This is a genomic window from Cohnella sp. CFH 77786, from assembly GCF_019400745.1.
Lineage (GTDB): Bacteria > Bacillota > Bacilli > Paenibacillales > Paenibacillaceae > Cohnella.
This window is the reverse complement of record NZ_WJIB01000019.1, coordinates 1-16,098: the sequence shown is the minus strand read 5'-3', so window position 1 is coordinate 16,098 and position 16,098 is coordinate 1. Positions and strand designations below refer to the sequence as shown.

General features: G+C 45.1%; 16 protein-coding genes and 2 pseudogenes. 10 read left to right on the top strand and 8 right to left on the bottom strand.

The annotated features are described in order from the left end of the window. Positions 1–167: 167 nt before the first annotated feature. Positions 168–917 carry a class I SAM-dependent methyltransferase gene (locus GE107_RS22215; RefSeq protein WP_219643232.1) on the bottom strand — a complete coding sequence of 250 codons (750 nt, stop codon included), beginning with the start codon at positions 915–917 and terminating at the stop codon, positions 168–170. Between the two features lie 425 nt (positions 918–1,342). On the opposite strand from GE107_RS22215, the gene GE107_RS22210 reads away from it, so the two are divergent. From GE107_RS22210 to GE107_RS22200, 3 genes are all read left to right on the top strand, one after another. Next, complete coding sequence (locus tag GE107_RS22210; RefSeq protein WP_219643230.1) at positions 1,343–1,975, top strand: NAD(P)H-binding protein; 633 nt, start codon at positions 1,343–1,345, stop codon at positions 1,973–1,975. A gap of 438 nt (positions 1,976–2,413) precedes the next feature. After that, on the top strand, positions 2,414–2,899 hold the full coding sequence (locus GE107_RS22205) for a MarR family transcriptional regulator (RefSeq protein WP_219643228.1): 486 nt from the start codon (positions 2,414–2,416) through the stop codon (positions 2,897–2,899). 219 nt (positions 2,900–3,118) lie between these two features. Then, positions 3,119–4,522 carry an MFS transporter gene (locus GE107_RS22200; RefSeq protein WP_219643225.1) on the top strand — a complete coding sequence of 468 codons (1,404 nt, stop codon included), beginning with the start codon at positions 3,119–3,121 and terminating at the stop codon, positions 4,520–4,522. Between the two features lie 163 nt (positions 4,523–4,685). On the opposite strand, the gene GE107_RS22195 is transcribed toward GE107_RS22200, so the two are convergent. Both GE107_RS22195 and GE107_RS22190 read right to left on the bottom strand, forming a co-directional pair. Further along, positions 4,686–4,994, bottom strand: coding sequence for an effector binding domain-containing protein (locus GE107_RS22195; protein ID WP_255570758.1), 309 nt, complete (start codon positions 4,992–4,994; stop codon positions 4,686–4,688). Continuing rightward, a complete protein-coding gene (locus tag GE107_RS22190; RefSeq protein ID WP_219643485.1) occupies positions 4,936–5,196 on the bottom strand; it encodes a hypothetical protein in 261 nt (86 codons plus the stop codon). The genes GE107_RS22195 and GE107_RS22190 overlap by 59 nt, the downstream gene beginning before the upstream one ends. Before the next feature lie 204 nt (positions 5,197–5,400). On the opposite strand from GE107_RS22190, the gene GE107_RS22185 reads away from it, so the two are divergent. Beyond that, positions 5,401–6,186: a glycosyltransferase family 2 protein gene (locus tag GE107_RS22185; protein ID WP_219643221.1), complete on the top strand. Its 786-nt coding sequence runs from the start codon at positions 5,401–5,403 to the stop codon at positions 6,184–6,186. Positions 6,187–6,595: 409 nt separating this feature from the next. Then, positions 6,596–6,850: a hypothetical protein gene (locus GE107_RS22180; protein ID WP_219643218.1), complete on the top strand. Its 255-nt coding sequence runs from the start codon at positions 6,596–6,598 to the stop codon at positions 6,848–6,850. Between the two features lie 517 nt (positions 6,851–7,367). Here the strand turns inward: GE107_RS22180 and GE107_RS22175 are convergent. After that, entirely contained in the window at positions 7,368–8,150 is a 783-nt protein-coding gene (locus GE107_RS22175; protein ID WP_255570757.1) for an alpha/beta fold hydrolase, read from the bottom strand. Positions 8,151–8,254: 104 nt separating this feature from the next. Between GE107_RS22175 and GE107_RS22170 the strand changes: the two genes are divergently transcribed. After that, a complete protein-coding gene (locus GE107_RS22170; protein ID WP_219643215.1) occupies positions 8,255–9,196 on the top strand; it encodes a helix-turn-helix transcriptional regulator in 942 nt (313 codons plus the stop codon). Between the two features lie 196 nt (positions 9,197–9,392). Here GE107_RS22170 and GE107_RS22165 read toward each other — a convergent pair whose 3' ends face one another. Continuing rightward, a complete protein-coding gene (locus tag GE107_RS22165; RefSeq protein ID WP_255570756.1) occupies positions 9,393–10,262 on the bottom strand; it encodes a LysR family transcriptional regulator in 870 nt (289 codons plus the stop codon). A 115-nt stretch (positions 10,263–10,377) separates the two neighbouring features. Here GE107_RS22165 and GE107_RS22160 point away from each other — a divergent pair. The 3 genes and pseudogenes from GE107_RS22160 (at position 10,378) to GE107_RS22150 (ending at position 12,246) form a co-directional block, all read left to right on the top strand. Beyond that, positions 10,378–11,194, top strand: a pseudogene (locus GE107_RS22160) (PhzF family phenazine biosynthesis protein). Next, positions 11,187–11,720, top strand: a complete 534-nt coding sequence (locus GE107_RS22155; protein ID WP_219643212.1) for a DUF1572 family protein — start codon at positions 11,187–11,189, stop codon at positions 11,718–11,720. Before GE107_RS22160 ends, GE107_RS22155 begins: the two are co-directional and overlap by 8 nt. Before the next feature lie 16 nt (positions 11,721–11,736). Beyond that, positions 11,737–12,246, top strand: coding sequence for a GNAT family N-acetyltransferase (locus GE107_RS22150; protein WP_370636491.1), 510 nt, complete (start codon positions 11,737–11,739; stop codon positions 12,244–12,246). Positions 12,247–12,414: 168 nt separating this feature from the next. Here GE107_RS22150 and GE107_RS22145 read toward each other — a convergent pair whose 3' ends face one another. The 3 genes and pseudogenes from GE107_RS22145 to GE107_RS22135 form a co-directional block, all read right to left on the bottom strand. Then, positions 12,415–12,981: a GNAT family N-acetyltransferase gene (locus GE107_RS22145; RefSeq protein ID WP_219643206.1), complete on the bottom strand. Its 567-nt coding sequence runs from the start codon at positions 12,979–12,981 to the stop codon at positions 12,415–12,417. Positions 12,982–13,040: 59 nt separating this feature from the next. Then, positions 13,041–14,241: pseudogene (locus GE107_RS22140) on the bottom strand (DUF418 domain-containing protein). 156 nt (positions 14,242–14,397) lie between these two features. Then, positions 14,398–15,102, bottom strand: coding sequence for a TVP38/TMEM64 family protein (locus GE107_RS22135; RefSeq protein ID WP_219643203.1), 705 nt, complete (start codon positions 15,100–15,102; stop codon positions 14,398–14,400). Positions 15,103–15,355: 253 nt separating this feature from the next. Here GE107_RS22135 and GE107_RS22130 point away from each other — a divergent pair, with 253 nt between their 5' ends. Next, a complete protein-coding gene (locus GE107_RS22130; RefSeq protein ID WP_219643200.1) occupies positions 15,356–16,051 on the top strand; it encodes a response regulator transcription factor in 696 nt (231 codons plus the stop codon). Positions 16,052–16,098 lie beyond the last annotated feature (47 nt).

Here is a 16,098-nt window from a genome sequence, read left to right as displayed (position 1 = left end):
CATAAATAGTGGTAAAGCGGAGGGTTGAGGTAGTGGTAAAACTAAATGAACTTCGACATCTGGCTTAGTTAATAAAGAAAAATGACCGGGATAGCTATTGCTCATCCGGTCATTTTTTCAATCTGATTACCATGCTGAACGCGTTATTAAACATCTATATATCCAGCTTAAAGTTTTCTTGCTTTGATAACGAAGGTTACAGGAAACAGCTTCGCTCTTTTTGCGAAATCATTGTTTTCATCCTGCAATTGCAATATTTCTTTGTCGGTTTCCTCAATCATTTGCTCAATGACAAATCCTGCTTTTGCTAACGCATTCACATAGGTTGATAGTTTATAATCCGCAAGTGTTAGCACGCCTTCTCCGGCTAAATCAAGAGGTACCGAGTACCAAGAATCATCGAAATAACTCTTGTTAAAAGTAAACATATCATTTTCTCTAACAACACATTTGTGTATAGGATGAGACCAACTGAAAATAAATACGCCGTCTTTTTTTAGGTAAGAAGCTATCCGGCTAAAAGTACCCTCTAGGTCGGTGGTCCAGCCTATGGCATAAATCGAATAAACAAAGTCAAAATAATCCTCTGGTATACCACATTCTTCTTCCATGGGAGAACAGATTAATTTTGCTGAAAGACCGTACTCCGACAAATGTTGCGTTGCCTTTTCGATTTGTTTTTCTGATATATCCATACCCCATAGTTCAGATGCTTTGTGGTCCCCATGATACTTCAAGGATTGACCGTTTCCACAGCCTATCTCCAGCATCTTTTTTCCTGAGACATCACCAAAAAGTTGGCATTTTTCTTCTGAGACAAATGCTCCATAAAGAGGAAGCACAATTGCTCCTAAAAAGTCATTTCCTTTTGTATCCCAATAGAAGCTGTTTGTTTTATAAATACTATCCTTGTTCATCTTTATGAACTCCTCTAATATAAATTTTGTTCGCTGCTCATTTGTTTACCGTATGCACCCCATACAAACCATAATCTTATTCCCTCAAATAGTGTTCAGTGGAATACAAAAATCATATCATTTTCTAGAAGAAATGAACAAAAGGCAAAAACAAGCGTTCGCATTTTGTTTTGATGATAGGATTGTAGGTACAGAATGCTTTCATGGCATTTTCACAAATGAGGTTCTCTTTAATTCTCGCTATTACGTCAATATTCACACATTTATAAGATGTGGAAGCTGACCGCAAGAGCATAAAAAACATCGTCTTCTTTGTTTACGGAAGACGATGACAAAGGTGAGTTCAATGCTTTACCAAAGCAAGAAGAGTGGGAGAACCGTATCATAAGTGACGGCAAGTTTATTAAACAAGGAGGTAATTCGCTATGAAAAAAGCAGTCATCTACGGGGCAAGCGGGTTGGTAGGTTCACATCTCCTAGACGAGTTGCTCAAAAATTCTTCTTATGATCAAGTAACGGCCATAGTCCGGAAACCCTTGCCTATCCAGCATCCAAAGCTAAAAATGCTGATAGGGGATTATTATACCTTGCCTAACTTGAAAGATCAGATAGAGGCGGATGATATGTTCATTGCATTAGGCGGAACTAAGCCAAAGATTCATGTAGACTACCCCGTACTTGCAGCCCAAATCGCCAAAGAAAAGGGAGCCCAATCGGTATTTGTGATTACCGCGGTCGGCGCAAGCCTTCGTTCGCGGTTGCCCTATTTAAGAGTCAAAGGCGAAATAGAAAAGAAGTTGATTGCATTGGAATTCGAACATACGCATATCTTTCGTCCTTGCATGATCATGGGAAAGCGTAAGGGATTTCATCTAACGGAAAAAACGGTTTTGACGATTTGGAAGTTTCTGAACCCATTCTTCATGGCGGGAATGAGCCGCTACAAAGGTATGGAAGCCAGAAACATTGCTCAAGCAATGCGCAATGCCGTAAACCATCAATCCGAAAAAGTAAAGATTTATCATTGGAAGGAAATGAACGATCTATTGCGTAGCTGACCGGGTGCTTCAAAACTTGCCGTTACAGACAGCGCGGAGAACCATATCACAAGTAACGGCGAAAATTGGGGTTGTTGGAGTATGCGGGAGTGTTGTAGCGGATGTGGGAGATTAGCTTTTGAGTCATATTGACAAATTAATTTCGCCATACATTCACCCTGGCCTGATGACACAAGTCTCCCCTGGTAGCGACTTCATTGACCTGTACCAGCACGGTCAAATTACGCTTTACGATTGTTGGATTGAGCACAATGATCTTTCCCTTGTTAGACAACTGGAAGATAGTGTAAGGTTCTTGGTTCATATTTTGTGAAATGAAGGAGCCGACGTAGTGTGGTGGCATACTCCCCCTGGAATATGTAAAATAATTTATAGGACTCTTTACATCTGATATTGCGTTATATGCCGTTAATACACTAACGGTTCGGAGGACATGCTATGAACAAAAAAGAACAGAAAATAGAGCAGGTCATAATGGGATTCAGAGAATTGTATAACAGGATTGTCTGGCTCAATAAGAGTAAGATGGAGGAAAGCCTAAAGGGCCAAACTTCTACTGAAGTACATTGCATCGAATGTATAGAAAACAATGCGGATCCGAATGTGACAAAACTCGCAGAATGCCTTTATTTGACTACTGGCGCTATAAGTAAAATGACCAAAAAACTAATAAAAAAAGGTCTTATTGAAAGCTACCAGAAGTCAGATAATAAGAAAGAAATCTATTTTAAGCTTACTGATGAAGGGAAAATCATTTATAAAATCCATGAGGACCTACACAAAGAGTTTCAAGAGCGGGATAAAGTCGTATTTGAGCAGATAACAGAGCAACAATTTGACAGCATGCTGAGTTTCCTGGAAAACTACAGCAAGCATCTGGATGCAGAAATAAAGAAACAGGGTGTTGACACTAAGTTAGAATAAGTTTGAATAAAAAGCACTCAAGCTAGAGGCAGCCCAATCCTAAGGAAAGGGCTGCCTCTTTATTACTTTCTTTTTTTGTTGACAAGGAAGGAATATGAGAATAAGATGATTATTGTTGACGAGGAAGAAAAATTATGATGTAACAATCACAAAGGGGGGGATTTCGTGAGTAATGCGGTTCAAACTAATAACTCTCCCCGATCGTTGCGGGAGGCTTGGGTGGCATTGACTGGACTCTCGGCGGTGTTTTTGTTCGAGATGCTAGACAACTCAATCCTGAATGTCGCGCTGCCCACGATCGGACAAGATTTGCACGCTTCAACGATAACGTTGCAGTGGGTTACGAATGCGTATGCCGTTGTTTTCGGCGGGTTGATGCTTTTATTTGGCGCAATAGCCGACCGCTTCGGGCGGCGGCGGATCATGCTCGTTGGGCTAGTACTGCTTGGAATTGCAAGCCTGGCGACCGCTTTTGTTTTCACCTCCGGGGAATTAATCGCCGTCCGGGTAGCAATGGGGGGCGCGGCCGCAATGACGACTCCAGGGTCGATGGCTCTGGCTTTTCGGTTGTTTGAGGAGGACAGTCTCCGTGTCCGTGCGACGACACTCATTTCGACCGTTGGATTGGTAGGCCTTGCGATAGGTCCGGTAGTGGGTGGTTTCATGCTCGCGATCGCACCGTGGCAGGCCTTACTGCTGGTGAACGTGCCGATCTCCGTGCTCGCGATTGTTGGTGTGCGATTCGGCATCGCTGAGGATGACGCGGAAGAACTCCACCGCGATCCGGTAGATTTTCTCGGTGCGGTTCTGAGTACAGTGACGATCGTGCTTGCGCTTCTAGCACCGACTCTATTCGTGAACAAGGGCGCCGCTTCGTGGATTTCATGGGCGGCCATCGCTGCAACTGTTGCAGGCGCGATCCTCTTCTTCATCCGCGAGAGCTTAGCGCGGTATCCGCTCTTGGATCTCAAAATCTTCGCACGCCCACTTGTCTCAAGCGGACTAGCGTACAAAGCCTCGTCCGGGCTGGCGATCGCTGGACTGGGCTACATGGTGACATTGCAGTTGCAGCTTGACTGGGGGTGGTCTCCGGGACTTGCCGCCATCGGGATGTTGCCACAGGTCATTGTCCTTGTCGCTGCCGGTCCGTTCATCAATCCAATTGTACATAAAGTGGGTCTTGGCCGAGCTGCATGGCTTGGTACAGGAGCTGTCGTGTTCGGGCTCGCCATATACAGTTTACTTAGCAGTTTCGGTTACGTATGGGTTGCGATCTCACTCGTTATCGTAGCTGCGGGAATGCGTGTGGTCGGCGTTGTCGCAGCAATTAACGTGTTCCGCGGTCTGCCGAAAAATCGAACCTCGATCGGTGCGGCACTCATCGACACGTCCTCCCAGATCACCACCGCCGTCGGCATTTCCGTCGTTGGTACCGTCCTAGCAGTGCTATTTAACGGCGACATCGCCAAGGCGAACTGGAGCACTCAGCAGGTCGCGCAGTTCCGGGAGGCGGTAACGATTGCTGGCCTGTCGCTCACAGCGGTGTCAGCAGTGCTCGTGGTCTGGGCGATGGTCTGTTCACGAGGCGTAGTGAATGCCAAGGAAAGCACATCCGATCCTTAAGGCTGACGAATTAGATAGTTAAGAGCCATCCTTCACTTTAATTGGTGGCTCTTAAAATTATCTTTGCTGCAAATTGATCAGGATGGTGACATACCTTCGGGGGGGGGGGGTAATCCCCCGTCTCACCCTACTATTTTTTAACCACAGGAACCCAAAATTCGCCTTAGAAAGTGCCGTCACCGTTTTCTTTGCGATAAGTCGCGTTTGGACCGCCGATGTAAGCATAGTCAGTGATTTGTGCCAAAACTTCGCCAAAAGCACGGTAAGTCAACTGATCAAACAAAGTTTCCTTGTCGCCGGTTCCTGAGACCACGATGTACTCGCTTTCCGGAAACTCGATGATGCGTGTTGCGTCAGCCACCGATTTGCCAGATTCTACCGCGAAATAATTCCACGGTCTGCCTTGATAAACCTCACCGTGAGGTAGTCCCCAGCGAGGAAGTCCAGGACGACCGTGTGGATTTCTCGGCATACCGTGGATTTTCATCAAGCACGACGAACAAGGTAAACGCCCCTGTCCCGCAATGGAGTTGCTTATAGCTGCCCTCTGGCAGCGTCTGGCTGTACAAACGCGACAGATTGACGGAATAGCGGGCACGATCACAAGTAATGCGATAGGCCTTTTTGATGGTAAACTTACGCTGAATGTCTGCCGTTATTTCCTGCACAAGCATAGGAGGCATGCTCCCAGACGATAAAGAGGTGAAGCTCGGGCATCATACGCGACTTCTCCTTTCTAATTTCTATTGTATGAAAGGGGGCGTCAGAAGAATTGATATAAGCGCCCCAACGAAGTTTATTATTTTTTGTCCTGTTCAGGCATGGCCGCGGTGCATAGTATAGGGTATACCATTCCGGCAGGGAGGAAGAAACGCACAATGAAAAAAACGGATATGCTCACGATTATGCTCAGTTGGAATCGGCCTGTCCTGTTGGAGCAGACCGTACGATCCTATTACCGGACTGTCTCGGTCAATAATGAGCTGATAGTTGTCGATAACGGTTCGGAAGAAGAAACTGCCACTTGCCTACGCAGTCTGGAACGGGAATATGGCTTTCGTGCAGTGTACGTTAAGGAAAATATCGGTGGTTTGGCGTTTAATCTATTTTTGAACGATACGAACTGCGGCTTTGTTCATTTCTCTGAAAACGATATCGAATACAGGCCGGGTTGGGATACCGAACTGCTGCATAAACTGGAGGTATTTCCGGAGGTTGGTCAAATTTCCCCTTTCGCGCCCGTTCCTCAATATGAGCTCGGCGAAATCGCCGGCGAGAGGCCGGCCACACTAGTCGAAAGAGGAAGCGATGCCGTGTTTCTGGCAGCTCAAAACGTCGGGACGACAAGTGTCGTGCGCAACGAATTGATCAAGCTCGGACTGCGATGGGAGAATTATGTCCGTCATGCGTTTCATTTTCCGGCTGACGGGATGTTCAGCTTGAACGTAAAAAGACTTGGCAAGGAAGTCGCATTCAACGACCGTTATGTTGTGACGAATTGGGGTCATAACATTAAAGAATTTCAGCGGGAAACGGCGTACTATGTCAACAATTGCTTGGCGAAAGACTGGCTGCTGATCAGCGGCTGGGAGAAGCGTCTTAAAAAATCCGGTTATCGCCTGGTTCGGACTGATGACGGTTCCTATCTCATCGAACGGGAATGATAGTTGAACTTCCCGAACATACGGCAGGGCTAGTTCTATGTTTCAGGCTTTCACGGATTACATGAATCTGTGGAGGGAACATGCTTTATTGATTCGCTAAAATGTTTATTCTGTAGATGAGCCCCTGAAAGAGAAACTTCCGCCAAGAACGTAGTAGATACGCTCGAAGCGGAGATCGAATATTTCAAGAAGCTTGTTGGTAGCGGGGTGTCGGATACGAGAACATAGCCCGATTCAAACCCGCATAATTTGTGGGTTTTTAATTGTGCGACGGGCAGTCGCAACTTTAGTGAGAAATCAAATTACTTAATCATGCCGTGGATTTAATGAGACAAAATGATTTCCACATTTCGATGCTAACATCAGGGATCGGGAGTTTTTATGAGAGATTAGGGTGGCAGAATGTTCAATGGCACTAAACACAGCAAAAAGTACAATGGCCCATTTGTTAGTAAATCGCAATCATGTCTTGCTTGCACTGGCCTGGATTGGTGATGAAGATGTCATTCGGCAGTTCACGAAATGGAGGGAAAATCCGCCTCCATGGGCATCTAAGTTATATGTGCCTCCGGAAAACTATACATACGAAGCTGAATGGGAATTAGATCAATACGGCCGGAAGCGGATGCTTTTCCATTCCGAAAGCGGCCTGCATGCACTGTAACTGTCACGGCACCATGTTCATGAAAGTGGAACTGGATGGTAGCTATTCTTGGAGTGAATATAATTCTTTACCGGATTATATTCAAGAAACGGTTCCGGTTGAAGAGCCAACATGGCGTACCATGCGATTATCGGAACGACTGATGGGGACCTACGCAGGAGCCTACTGGACGCTTGAGGCACCAGTATCTCAGATCGGCGGTCATCCTGCCTGGATTCAAGACGCTGAATATCCTATATGCCCTTGCTGCTCAGAGACGATGATGTTTATCGGACAAATAGACATGGAACAAGCCGCTAACAGCGAGGGAATATACTACACAATTCTGTGTGGATCTTGTCTGATATCTCCCGTGAATTATCAGCAGACATGAAGTGAAATGGAAGCCTTACAATACGACTGTGTTAGTAATGGAATTCAACTAAACGAGGAACGTTGGTTCAATTTTTTCAAAAGAAAGGGCCATCCCAAGGGATGACCTAAAAACTTGCCGTTACAGACAGCGCGGTGAACCGAATCAATCACAAGCATGTTTGTACATGCCAACACCTCGGGTATTTATCGTAGTGTTTCTAAGGCTATTCAAGAAGGTTAGCAATACATGCTTCAAGCCTTCCGGATTGCTAATCATCGGTAAATGTCCGGTTTCCAGACTTTGGACTGATTGCGGGGAGAGGTTCGAGATCATTTTCCTTTGTAAGGACGGACCGAATTCCTTATCCTTCGTTAACTTCACGTAAAGCTTAGGCACAAACGGAATGGATACATCGATCCGGTCTGTATAAATACGTACGGCCTCGGGGATGAATCCTTTTACGACCTCCATAGTTTGATCTTCTGAAAGGTCGTTGCATAACCCCGTGCGGATTGCGGACTCAGGGGGTTTTGTGCCCAATTTCCGCAAGATGGCAGACATTAAGATTCTCTTAGGGAAAGGCAGAGCGGATACGAATGAACCGCCGTTCTTTGGAATAGCTGCCCCTACAGCGATGAATCCTGCCAATCGATGATTCAGTTCGGATGCAAGCCTAAGAGCAAGAACGCCCCCAAGCGAATGCGCTACAATAACAAACCTTTGAGTCCTCCATTCATCCACTTGCTTTTTCATATGTACTACATAATCCTCCAAAGAAAGTTCACTCCTTGAATCAACAGAACTTTTCCTTAGAGGAAACTCAACAAGTAAACAAGGATGATCAAGACCCTCCACAACTTTGCTCCAGATTCGACTTTCCAAGCCTGCTCCATTGATAAATACAAAGCCTATCTTTTCTTGTGTGTGTTCTTGCATTTTGATCATACTCCCTTCAAAGTCTTGTGGGATGATAGTATCCCTTAAATAAGACAAATGATGTCTTATTTAAGGGATACAATGGAAGAAAATATCGAGATAGAGGTGGTTCAATGCAAAAGTCACAGCGCCTCATTCAATTGATTATGATGATTAACGCTAGAAAGTCATTTACCGTTAAAGAACTGGCCGATGAATTCGGGATATCCAGCCGAACGATGACACGGGACTTGCAGGAATTGAGTGAACTTGGTATTCCGATCTATTCCATTCAGGGAAGAGGCGGAGGGTATAAGCTGCTGAAAGAGAGGCTGCTTCCGCCGATCAGCTTCTCCGAAAGCGAAGCAATGGCTATGTATTTCGCGTGCCAGTCATTGAATTTTTTCAGTTCCTTGCCTTTTGGCGAAGGGGCCGAATCCGCTCTGCATAAGTTTTATCATTACTTGCCTGCCGATATAAGAGAACAGATAGACCGCTTGAAGAATCGAGTCATGTTATGGAGTCCATACCGATCGATGGTTCCGGGGATTCTTCAATCTCTGCTGCAGTCCATTATGATTCGCAGAGTGGTCACAATCGAGTACAAATCAAAAAGCGGGGTTGAGGAACGGAATATTCAGCCCATTGGCCTCTTTACGAGTTCCGGATATTGGTATTGCCCGGCGTATTGTTTCCTTCGGGAAGAAATCCGGCAGTTCAGGGCGGATCGTATCCTCTCTGTATCACTCAACGAAGCGATTCCTTGCCGAGAAGATATAAGTCAAATGACATTGATCAATAAGCTTGAAAAAGACCATCTAGAACAACGGGTACTTCTTTTGGAGATGACGAAGAAGGGTGTATGGCTTCTGGAATCTAATCCTCGATTTGCTCCATACATACAGCGCAATGAGGACGGCAGCGGAACTGTAGCAGTTCAGATTGCGGCGGAAGACTTACATTTCTATGTAGAGTTGATCTGGAGCCTGGGGAATGATGTCAAAATATTGGAGCCAATTGAAGCCATCTCGTACCTTCAGCAAAAAGTCGAAGCTATGCAATTATTGTATCCCTGAGCGTTATTGGTGAGGCCCGATTAGCTTGAAATACGGCTAATTCGGGCCTTTCAAGGTTTCAAAAATGATCCTCATGCCGGCTGTAAGGTGAACCCTTCCACAAGTAACGGCGAAAATTTTGCATAGAAGTCGCTAAATGTCTCAGGCTGCTATGGAATTCCACGAGGTGGTTGTAGCGTATTTCAGGAAGATATTGTCAAATGGCAAATAAGATTTGCGTCTCCTTGATAAAGGCATTGATTGCAGGGGAGATGGTTTCCTGCGAGCGCACCGCTAAGCCTATATCACGGGCAATAGGGGGCTTTAACGGTTTCACCGCAATATTTGCCGGCATTGCCGGCAGGATCATCGAAGGCACGATGGACACTCCGATGCCTGCTTCGACCATAGAGATAATGGTGGAGTTCTCCGCAACCTCTAACTGCTTATTTAGGCCAAGCCCCTTCTCTTGAAAGGCTCTCATCACAAGTCTTTCGCATCCGGATTTAAGCGAAAGAAACGGTTCGTACGCAAGCTGCTCGATCGAGATCCTGTCAAGCTTCCCGAGTGGATGAGTCGCTGGCAAGACTGCCACATACGGATCGCTAACGAGATGTATGAAATCCAATCCATCGCATGGATGGGCAAGAAACCCAAGGTCAACGGTCCCTGCCTTGATCCAAGATTCAATCTCCGCATAACTTCCTTCAAAGAGCAGCAATTCTACGCCAGGATAGCGGCCGCGAAATGCTTGAAAAATACCTGGAATCGCGTTGACCGAAAAGCTGGAGAAGGCACCGATCCTCAGGGTCCCGCTGCTAACGCCTTTTGCCTCCGCAACGTCTTGTATCATCTTGTTTTTCTGATCCACAATCTCACGAGCATGCGGCAAGATTCGCTCGCCCGCATCCGTCAGCTTTACGCCGTTGCGGTTGCGCGTAAAAAGAACAATGCCTAATTCTTTTTCCAAATCGGCAATACTGTGGCTAATGCCCGATTGACTTGTAAGCAAAACCTCTCCAGCTCTGGTGAAACTGCCCGTTTGAACGACAGCTAGGAATACTTCTAATTGATAGAGTGTCATCATCGCACCAAGCTTCCATGAACTACTTTTCATGCATGGTATGGTAAATTTTCATTTTACGCTCGATTGGAACTTCATTATGATGTATCCAATAGATAAAAGGGAGCGAGTTGCAGCCATGAATCAGATACGAATCTACCATGTCGATGCTTTTACCCAAAATCCGTTCGAAGGCAACCCCGCTGGAGTCGTGCCTGATGCATGTAGATTAACATTAACGCAAATGCAAAAGATTGCCAACCAGCTAAATTTGTCGGAGACGGCTTTTTTGTTGCCAGCTAGTGACCCGAAGGCAGACTACCGAGTCCGTTATTTCACGCCGCAAGAAGAAATCAATTTCTGCGGTCACGCTACGGTCGCATCCGTATGGTTGCTTGCCAATGAATACGGATGGGCCAATAGAGCAGATCGGATCACCTTGCAAACCAATATCGGTTTAATTCCGGTACATTGGGATAAATACGAAAATCAGATCGGCAAGGTGACGATGACACAGATTCCCCCAGAAGTAAAAGCTGATTGTTCCGATTAAGACGCATCAAGCGATCGACGCGGCCAAACCGAAAATGGATCAATTGGCGTTGTCTAATAAAAAACATTCTATTAGCAACACGCATCTATTTACGTTCGACGCAAAGCAAGGGTTTGACCTCTATACACGGGATTTTGCACCCGCGGTTGGCATACCGGAAGATCCCGTGACGGGGGCGGCCAATGGCGCTTTGACCGGATATCTTGTTTTGGAAAGCATCATAAGCAAAGAAAAGACTCGCTTAACGATAGGACAAGGCGATGCAGTCGGTCGTCCAGGCACGCTATATGTAACCATCGTACCGACGGGGTCGGATATCGCCATCCAAGTTGGAGGGTTCGCGCATGTAACGATTGAAGGTAATTTGCGACTACCTGAAAGTTGGGGGGATTCCTTTGATTGAACTGACCAAATACATCATGGAAGATATGAACAAGCAGCTTGACCGAATCGAGAAGAGCTTGAATTCGCTAGACGACGGGCTCATGTGGACAAGAATGAAGGACTCTATGAACAGCATCGGTAATCTCATCTTGCATTTGGCGGGCAACGAATATCAGAATTTCGTGAGCGCGATCGGAAACAGGCCGTTTATCCGGGAGCGAACCCGCGAATTTACAACGGACGGGGGGATATCGAAAGAAGAACTAATTGCACTCCTTCGGAAAACCCGATCCGAATCGGAAGTTGTTTTATCCGCTCTATCGAACGACGATTTGTCTCGGGAGGTCATCATTCGCTATGAACACGAGGATTGGAACCGAATGCACCGAGTTGATGCCCCTGCCGACGAAACCTATGATACAAGAGTAATCGGCCGTCTGCTTATACAGGTGTCGGCACACTATGGATATCATGCGGGGCAGATCGTGGTGCTTGCCAAGATGCTGCAAGATACGAATGAACATGTTACGGGTCAATACCATTAAGGAAGGTAAGATTGCCGTGATCAAGCTTGAACGCTTCGAACGTACCGACTTTAAGCAACTCATCGATTGGATTGATTCGCCGAAATTCATGCTTCAATGGGGAGGCAGAACGTTTAGCTACCCATTAACGGAACAACAGTTAGAGAATTATATCCGCAGCGATTCGCTAATTTATCGGGTGGTACTTGAAGAAAATGACGAGGTTATCGGGCATATCAATTTAACGATCGACCGAATAAACAATTCGGGGAGAATAGGTAAGGTCTTAGTCGGGGAAAGAACCCTGAAAGGACATGGCATAGGACAACTGATGGTACAAAACGTTCTGCATATCGCTTTTGATCAGTTAAAATTACATCGTGTTAGCCTTGGCGTATTCGATTTCAATCTTCCCGCGATTGCATGTTACGAGAAGGCGGGCTTCGTGAAAGAAGGCTTGCTTCGGGAAGCGCGAAAAGTCGACGACGAATTCTGGAATCTGTGGGAAATGAGCATTTTAGAAAAAGAATGGTCGGATAAAAGGTAGCGCAAGATGCCGGGCGTCTTCTAGTTTCGCCGTTATGACCGTTAAGGTGAACCGTATAACCTTTGCACTTCAAGATAAGCTATGGTAAAAAACAGGTACAGGCTCCTCATCCTCTAAGATAAAAGCCTGTACCTGTTTTGCTTGTTTTCTAAACTATCGCGTATTTATTCAATTGTTCAGTCCTTTTTTCTTCATAACCTTTTCAAATCTGAAAAAGTCATCACCACCCGGCAGGGGATTGTCATCTTCGCATCCATTGCGATGCATATGCGGGTCAGAGTGATATTCATTGTAGAACTCTACGATTTGGAATCCGCACTTATTCACATAGAAGTTGATATTCCGCTTTTCAAAATAAGGTGTCCCGGTCTCCCAGAGCACCGTATCCGGATACCGTGCTTCAATGGCTTTCCAAGCAGAAAGACCAATCCCCTGGCTGTGATGTTCTGGAGATACATAGATCAAATCCAGCGAATTATGATGGGTTTCGCTGTCGATACGTAATACTGCTCCACCGACCTTCTTACCATCCTGAAGAATATGATATACGACCGCTCCAGGAGCATCGAAAGACTCCTGAACATCTTTGTCCGATGGGATGGGTTCATCATCGCAATCACCGAACGTTTCAATCACGGCAATCGCAAATGCTTCCTGCAATTTTTTCCGAAATTCCGGCAGATGGGATTCCTCTTCCAGTTCCAGAGTAACGTTCGTTTCCTTTGTTGTTTTCATGATTACTCGCTCCTCCATTTACTAAATTCCAAGTCCAGTTGTTTTGTACAACATTTCAGCTACTCTGCCGCATACAGTGGAGCTGCTTTGGGGCGCTCGTTTATCTTGCCGTATGTCAGCTTGCGCCATATCCATTCCATCGGGCCGTACTTAAACCGTTTCAACCACAATTTACTGAAGATCATGAGCACTGCGTACACGGCCAGACCGATCATGAACGTGCCGGAGGATTGAATACGATCCGCAAGTCCGAATCCGTACCCGAGCAACAGAATGGTTCCGATGATAGAGTGCAGCAGATAACAGGTCAATGACATCCGTCCGACATTAGTGAAAATCATTAAAGCGCCGCGCAGCTTGGGTGCATGCAGGAACAGCATCGCGAGAGTGCTCATATAGAACATACTTCCAATTATGCCCCCGTATTGTCCCAGGATAGAGGAAATTTCCATCCACAGCATATTCTTAAGCATGCCGAGCAACATACTGCTCTGTGAGATCAGAAATGCGATCGTGCTAATGATCCAAATTCGATTCCATACGGGCTTTTTCGATTCCATGTCTTTGAAAAATCCTTTTTTAACAAAGTACATGCCCAGCAGAAACATGAGAAACATGGAATAGAGCATAGGGAAAGAGCTGGCGAGCATCGTGCCCATTTCTGCCCAGCGAGCCCCGATGGATCCCAGGTAGGTAAGGCCGCTATTGTGGCTAGTCATAACAAACTCTGCAAATTTCGGCATTTCTGATGATGCAGTATTTACGCCGTTGTACAATATTGTGAAAACAGGAGTCAGGAATCGAATCACGATGAGTGCGATAATCCAGCGCAGCAACGTTTTGGGCGTGCGTTTGTAGAAGACGAGCAAAAGGAACCCGATTATGGCGTAAATGGCCAATATGTCGCCGGTCCAAACAAAGGTGATATGCAGGACGCCAAATCCCAATAGGATGGATAGCCTACGGGCAAACAGCTTGTTGGGACTCTCAACCCGCTGCGCGGCTCGATCCATAAAGATCATAAACCCGACACCGAACAGGAAGGAGAATAACGTAACGAATTTCTCTTCGGCAAACAAGGTAACCAAATTGCGAAATACGTCATTCACTGCCGATTCGAATCCCTTTACGGAATCCACGATCCAGAAAATAATTGACAATAATAATGCCCAGCATGGCGAATCCGCGTACGATGTCCAGAAAATGAACCCGTTCCCGCAAGCTTATCGGTTGCACATGTCCTTCTTTTAGTACATTCATATCAATGCTCCTTTTACACTGCAATATGGGGTTCGGATCTGAAACTTGCGTAAACTTGATCCTTACAATGGATAAATATAAAGAGCGAATCTTAACCATTTATGAAGGGCCATCACTTTTTTGCAGGAAATGCGAAAAACTTGGTCATCCAAATGATTACGACTCACTAATACTTTTTTTAAATCCAGACAATTTGTTAATGAGCTTATCTTTATAAATTAATCCCAATATAAAAGCCAAGATGGACACTCCTGATATGATTATAGTTGTTAAATAATTCTGTTGATAAATATTAGACCCAATGCTCACAGAAGCTAAAAGCCAAGGGAATCTCGCGACAAGTAAAATTGTAAAGAATCTTAAAGGCTTTATCGTCGTTAGTCCAGCGGCATAAATAAATAAATCCTTGGGAAGTCCCGGAATAATAAATATAATGAACAAGAAAACAGAAATTTTTTTATTATCAAGCATTCTTGCCATCCATTTAAATTTATCTTTTTTCAGTAACCTCTCAATAAATGTCCTGCCCAAAAACCTAGTAAAATAGAATGCCACAATAGCGCCTAGCAACATGCCTACAGTGATGTAGAGCGTGCCAAAGGATATTCCGTAAATATATCCTCCTGCAATTTGAATCACTTCGCCTGGTATTGGAGCAATTATAATTTGGAGTAATTGGTAAAAAATAAGCAAAATTGGCCCTAACTTCCCCGTTGAAAGGATATAGTCTCGAAATTCATCAATAGATACAGTCAACCTAAGAATGTGCGGCAAGTATTGGATGACTAAAACAAAAATCACAAGGCCCAAAGAGGCAACTGTAATTTTACCGACTAGTCCTTTTTTTGATAATAACCCCATAATTATTACCTCTCTCGCTTGCTTATGATTAATCAATCACTTGATCCTTACAATGGATAAATATAAAGACCGAATCTTAACCATTTATGAAGGGCCATCATTTTTATTAGTGAATGTGACAAACTTGTGGCGAACAACAGCTTTCATAAACGGTTAAGATTTACGTCGTATCTTATAACGTACGTGTACTTATGGACGATATATAGTAAGGGTACACGAGTAGTACCATCAATAATCATGAGGTGAGAGAGGCATGGCCCATCGAATATTAGTCGTAGAGGATGATCAGGACATTGGCGATCTATTAGGGGAATCCCTTACGCGCGCAGGATATGAGGTGTTAAGAGCCAAGGATGGGCAGCGAGCACTGCAACTGATGAACGATTCGCTGGACTTGGTTATATTGGATATTATGATGCCGGGCATTTCAGGGATTGAAACCTGCCAGCAGATCAGGGAATCTTCCAACGTTCCGATTCTGTTCCTGACGGCCAGATCAAGTACACTCGACAAAACCGAAGGATTACTCGCCGGCGGCGATGACTATATGACAAAACCCTTCTCAGAAGAGGAACTTCACGCCAGAGTGATTGCCCAATTGCGCAGATACACAATATATAAGGAAAAGAAGGAATATGAAGAAACATTTCTGGTTGGGGGCAAACTTAGAGTTAACGAAGAATTTAATGATGTCTGGAAAGAGGGGCAGCAACTCAAGTTGTCCGATCTGGAATATCGTATCCTGAAACTGCTGATGAGCAAACGCAACAAAATATTTTCTGCCCAAAATATATATGAAAGTGTGTGGGGAGAGCCTTATTTTTACTGTTCCAACAATACGGTTATGGTGCATATTCGGAAGCTGCGCTCCAAAATTGAGGATGATCCGGCACGTCCGGTTTATATACAAACGGAATGGGGAAGAGGATATCGATTTGGCGCATCGTAAATTTACGCTAACCAAAAAACTGGCCATGCTGATCATGGTTGCTGCGA

Excerpts from the sequence above, each read along its gene's own strand:
- GE107_RS22130 (WP_219643200.1), top strand. The coding sequence starts at position 15,356 with ATGGCCCATCGAATATTAGTCGTAGAGGATGATCAGGACATTGGCGAT.
- GE107_RS22180 (WP_219643218.1), top strand. The coding sequence starts at position 6,596 with ATGGCACTAAACACAGCAAAAAGTACAATGGCCCATTTGTTAGTAAAT.
- GE107_RS22170 (WP_219643215.1), top strand. The coding sequence starts at position 8,255 with ATGCAAAAGTCACAGCGCCTCATTCAATTGATTATGATGATTAACGCT.
- GE107_RS22185 (WP_219643221.1), top strand. The coding sequence starts at position 5,401 with ATGAAAAAAACGGATATGCTCACGATTATGCTCAGTTGGAATCGGCCT.
- GE107_RS22215 (WP_219643232.1), bottom strand. The coding sequence starts at position 917 with ATGAACAAGGATAGTATTTATAAAACAAACAGCTTCTATTGGGATACA.
- GE107_RS22195 (WP_255570758.1), bottom strand. The coding sequence starts at position 4,994 with ATGCCGAGAAATCCACACGGTCGTCCTGGACTTCCTCGCTGGGGACTA.
- GE107_RS22210 (WP_219643230.1), top strand. The coding sequence starts at position 1,343 with ATGAAAAAAGCAGTCATCTACGGGGCAAGCGGGTTGGTAGGTTCACAT.
- GE107_RS22190 (WP_219643485.1), bottom strand. The coding sequence starts at position 5,196 with ATGCTTGTGCAGGAAATAACGGCAGACATTCAGCGTAAGTTTACCATC.
- GE107_RS22135 (WP_219643203.1), bottom strand. The coding sequence starts at position 15,102 with ATGGGGTTATTATCAAAAAAAGGACTAGTCGGTAAAATTACAGTTGCC.
- GE107_RS22145 (WP_219643206.1), bottom strand. The coding sequence starts at position 12,981 with ATGAAAACAACAAAGGAAACGAACGTTACTCTGGAACTGGAAGAGGAA.
- GE107_RS22165 (WP_255570756.1), bottom strand. The coding sequence starts at position 10,262 with ATGATGACACTCTATCAATTAGAAGTATTCCTAGCTGTCGTTCAAACG.
- GE107_RS22205 (WP_219643228.1), top strand. The coding sequence starts at position 2,414 with ATGAACAAAAAAGAACAGAAAATAGAGCAGGTCATAATGGGATTCAGA.
- GE107_RS22175 (WP_255570757.1), bottom strand. The coding sequence starts at position 8,150 with ATGATCAAAATGCAAGAACACACACAAGAAAAGATAGGCTTTGTATTT.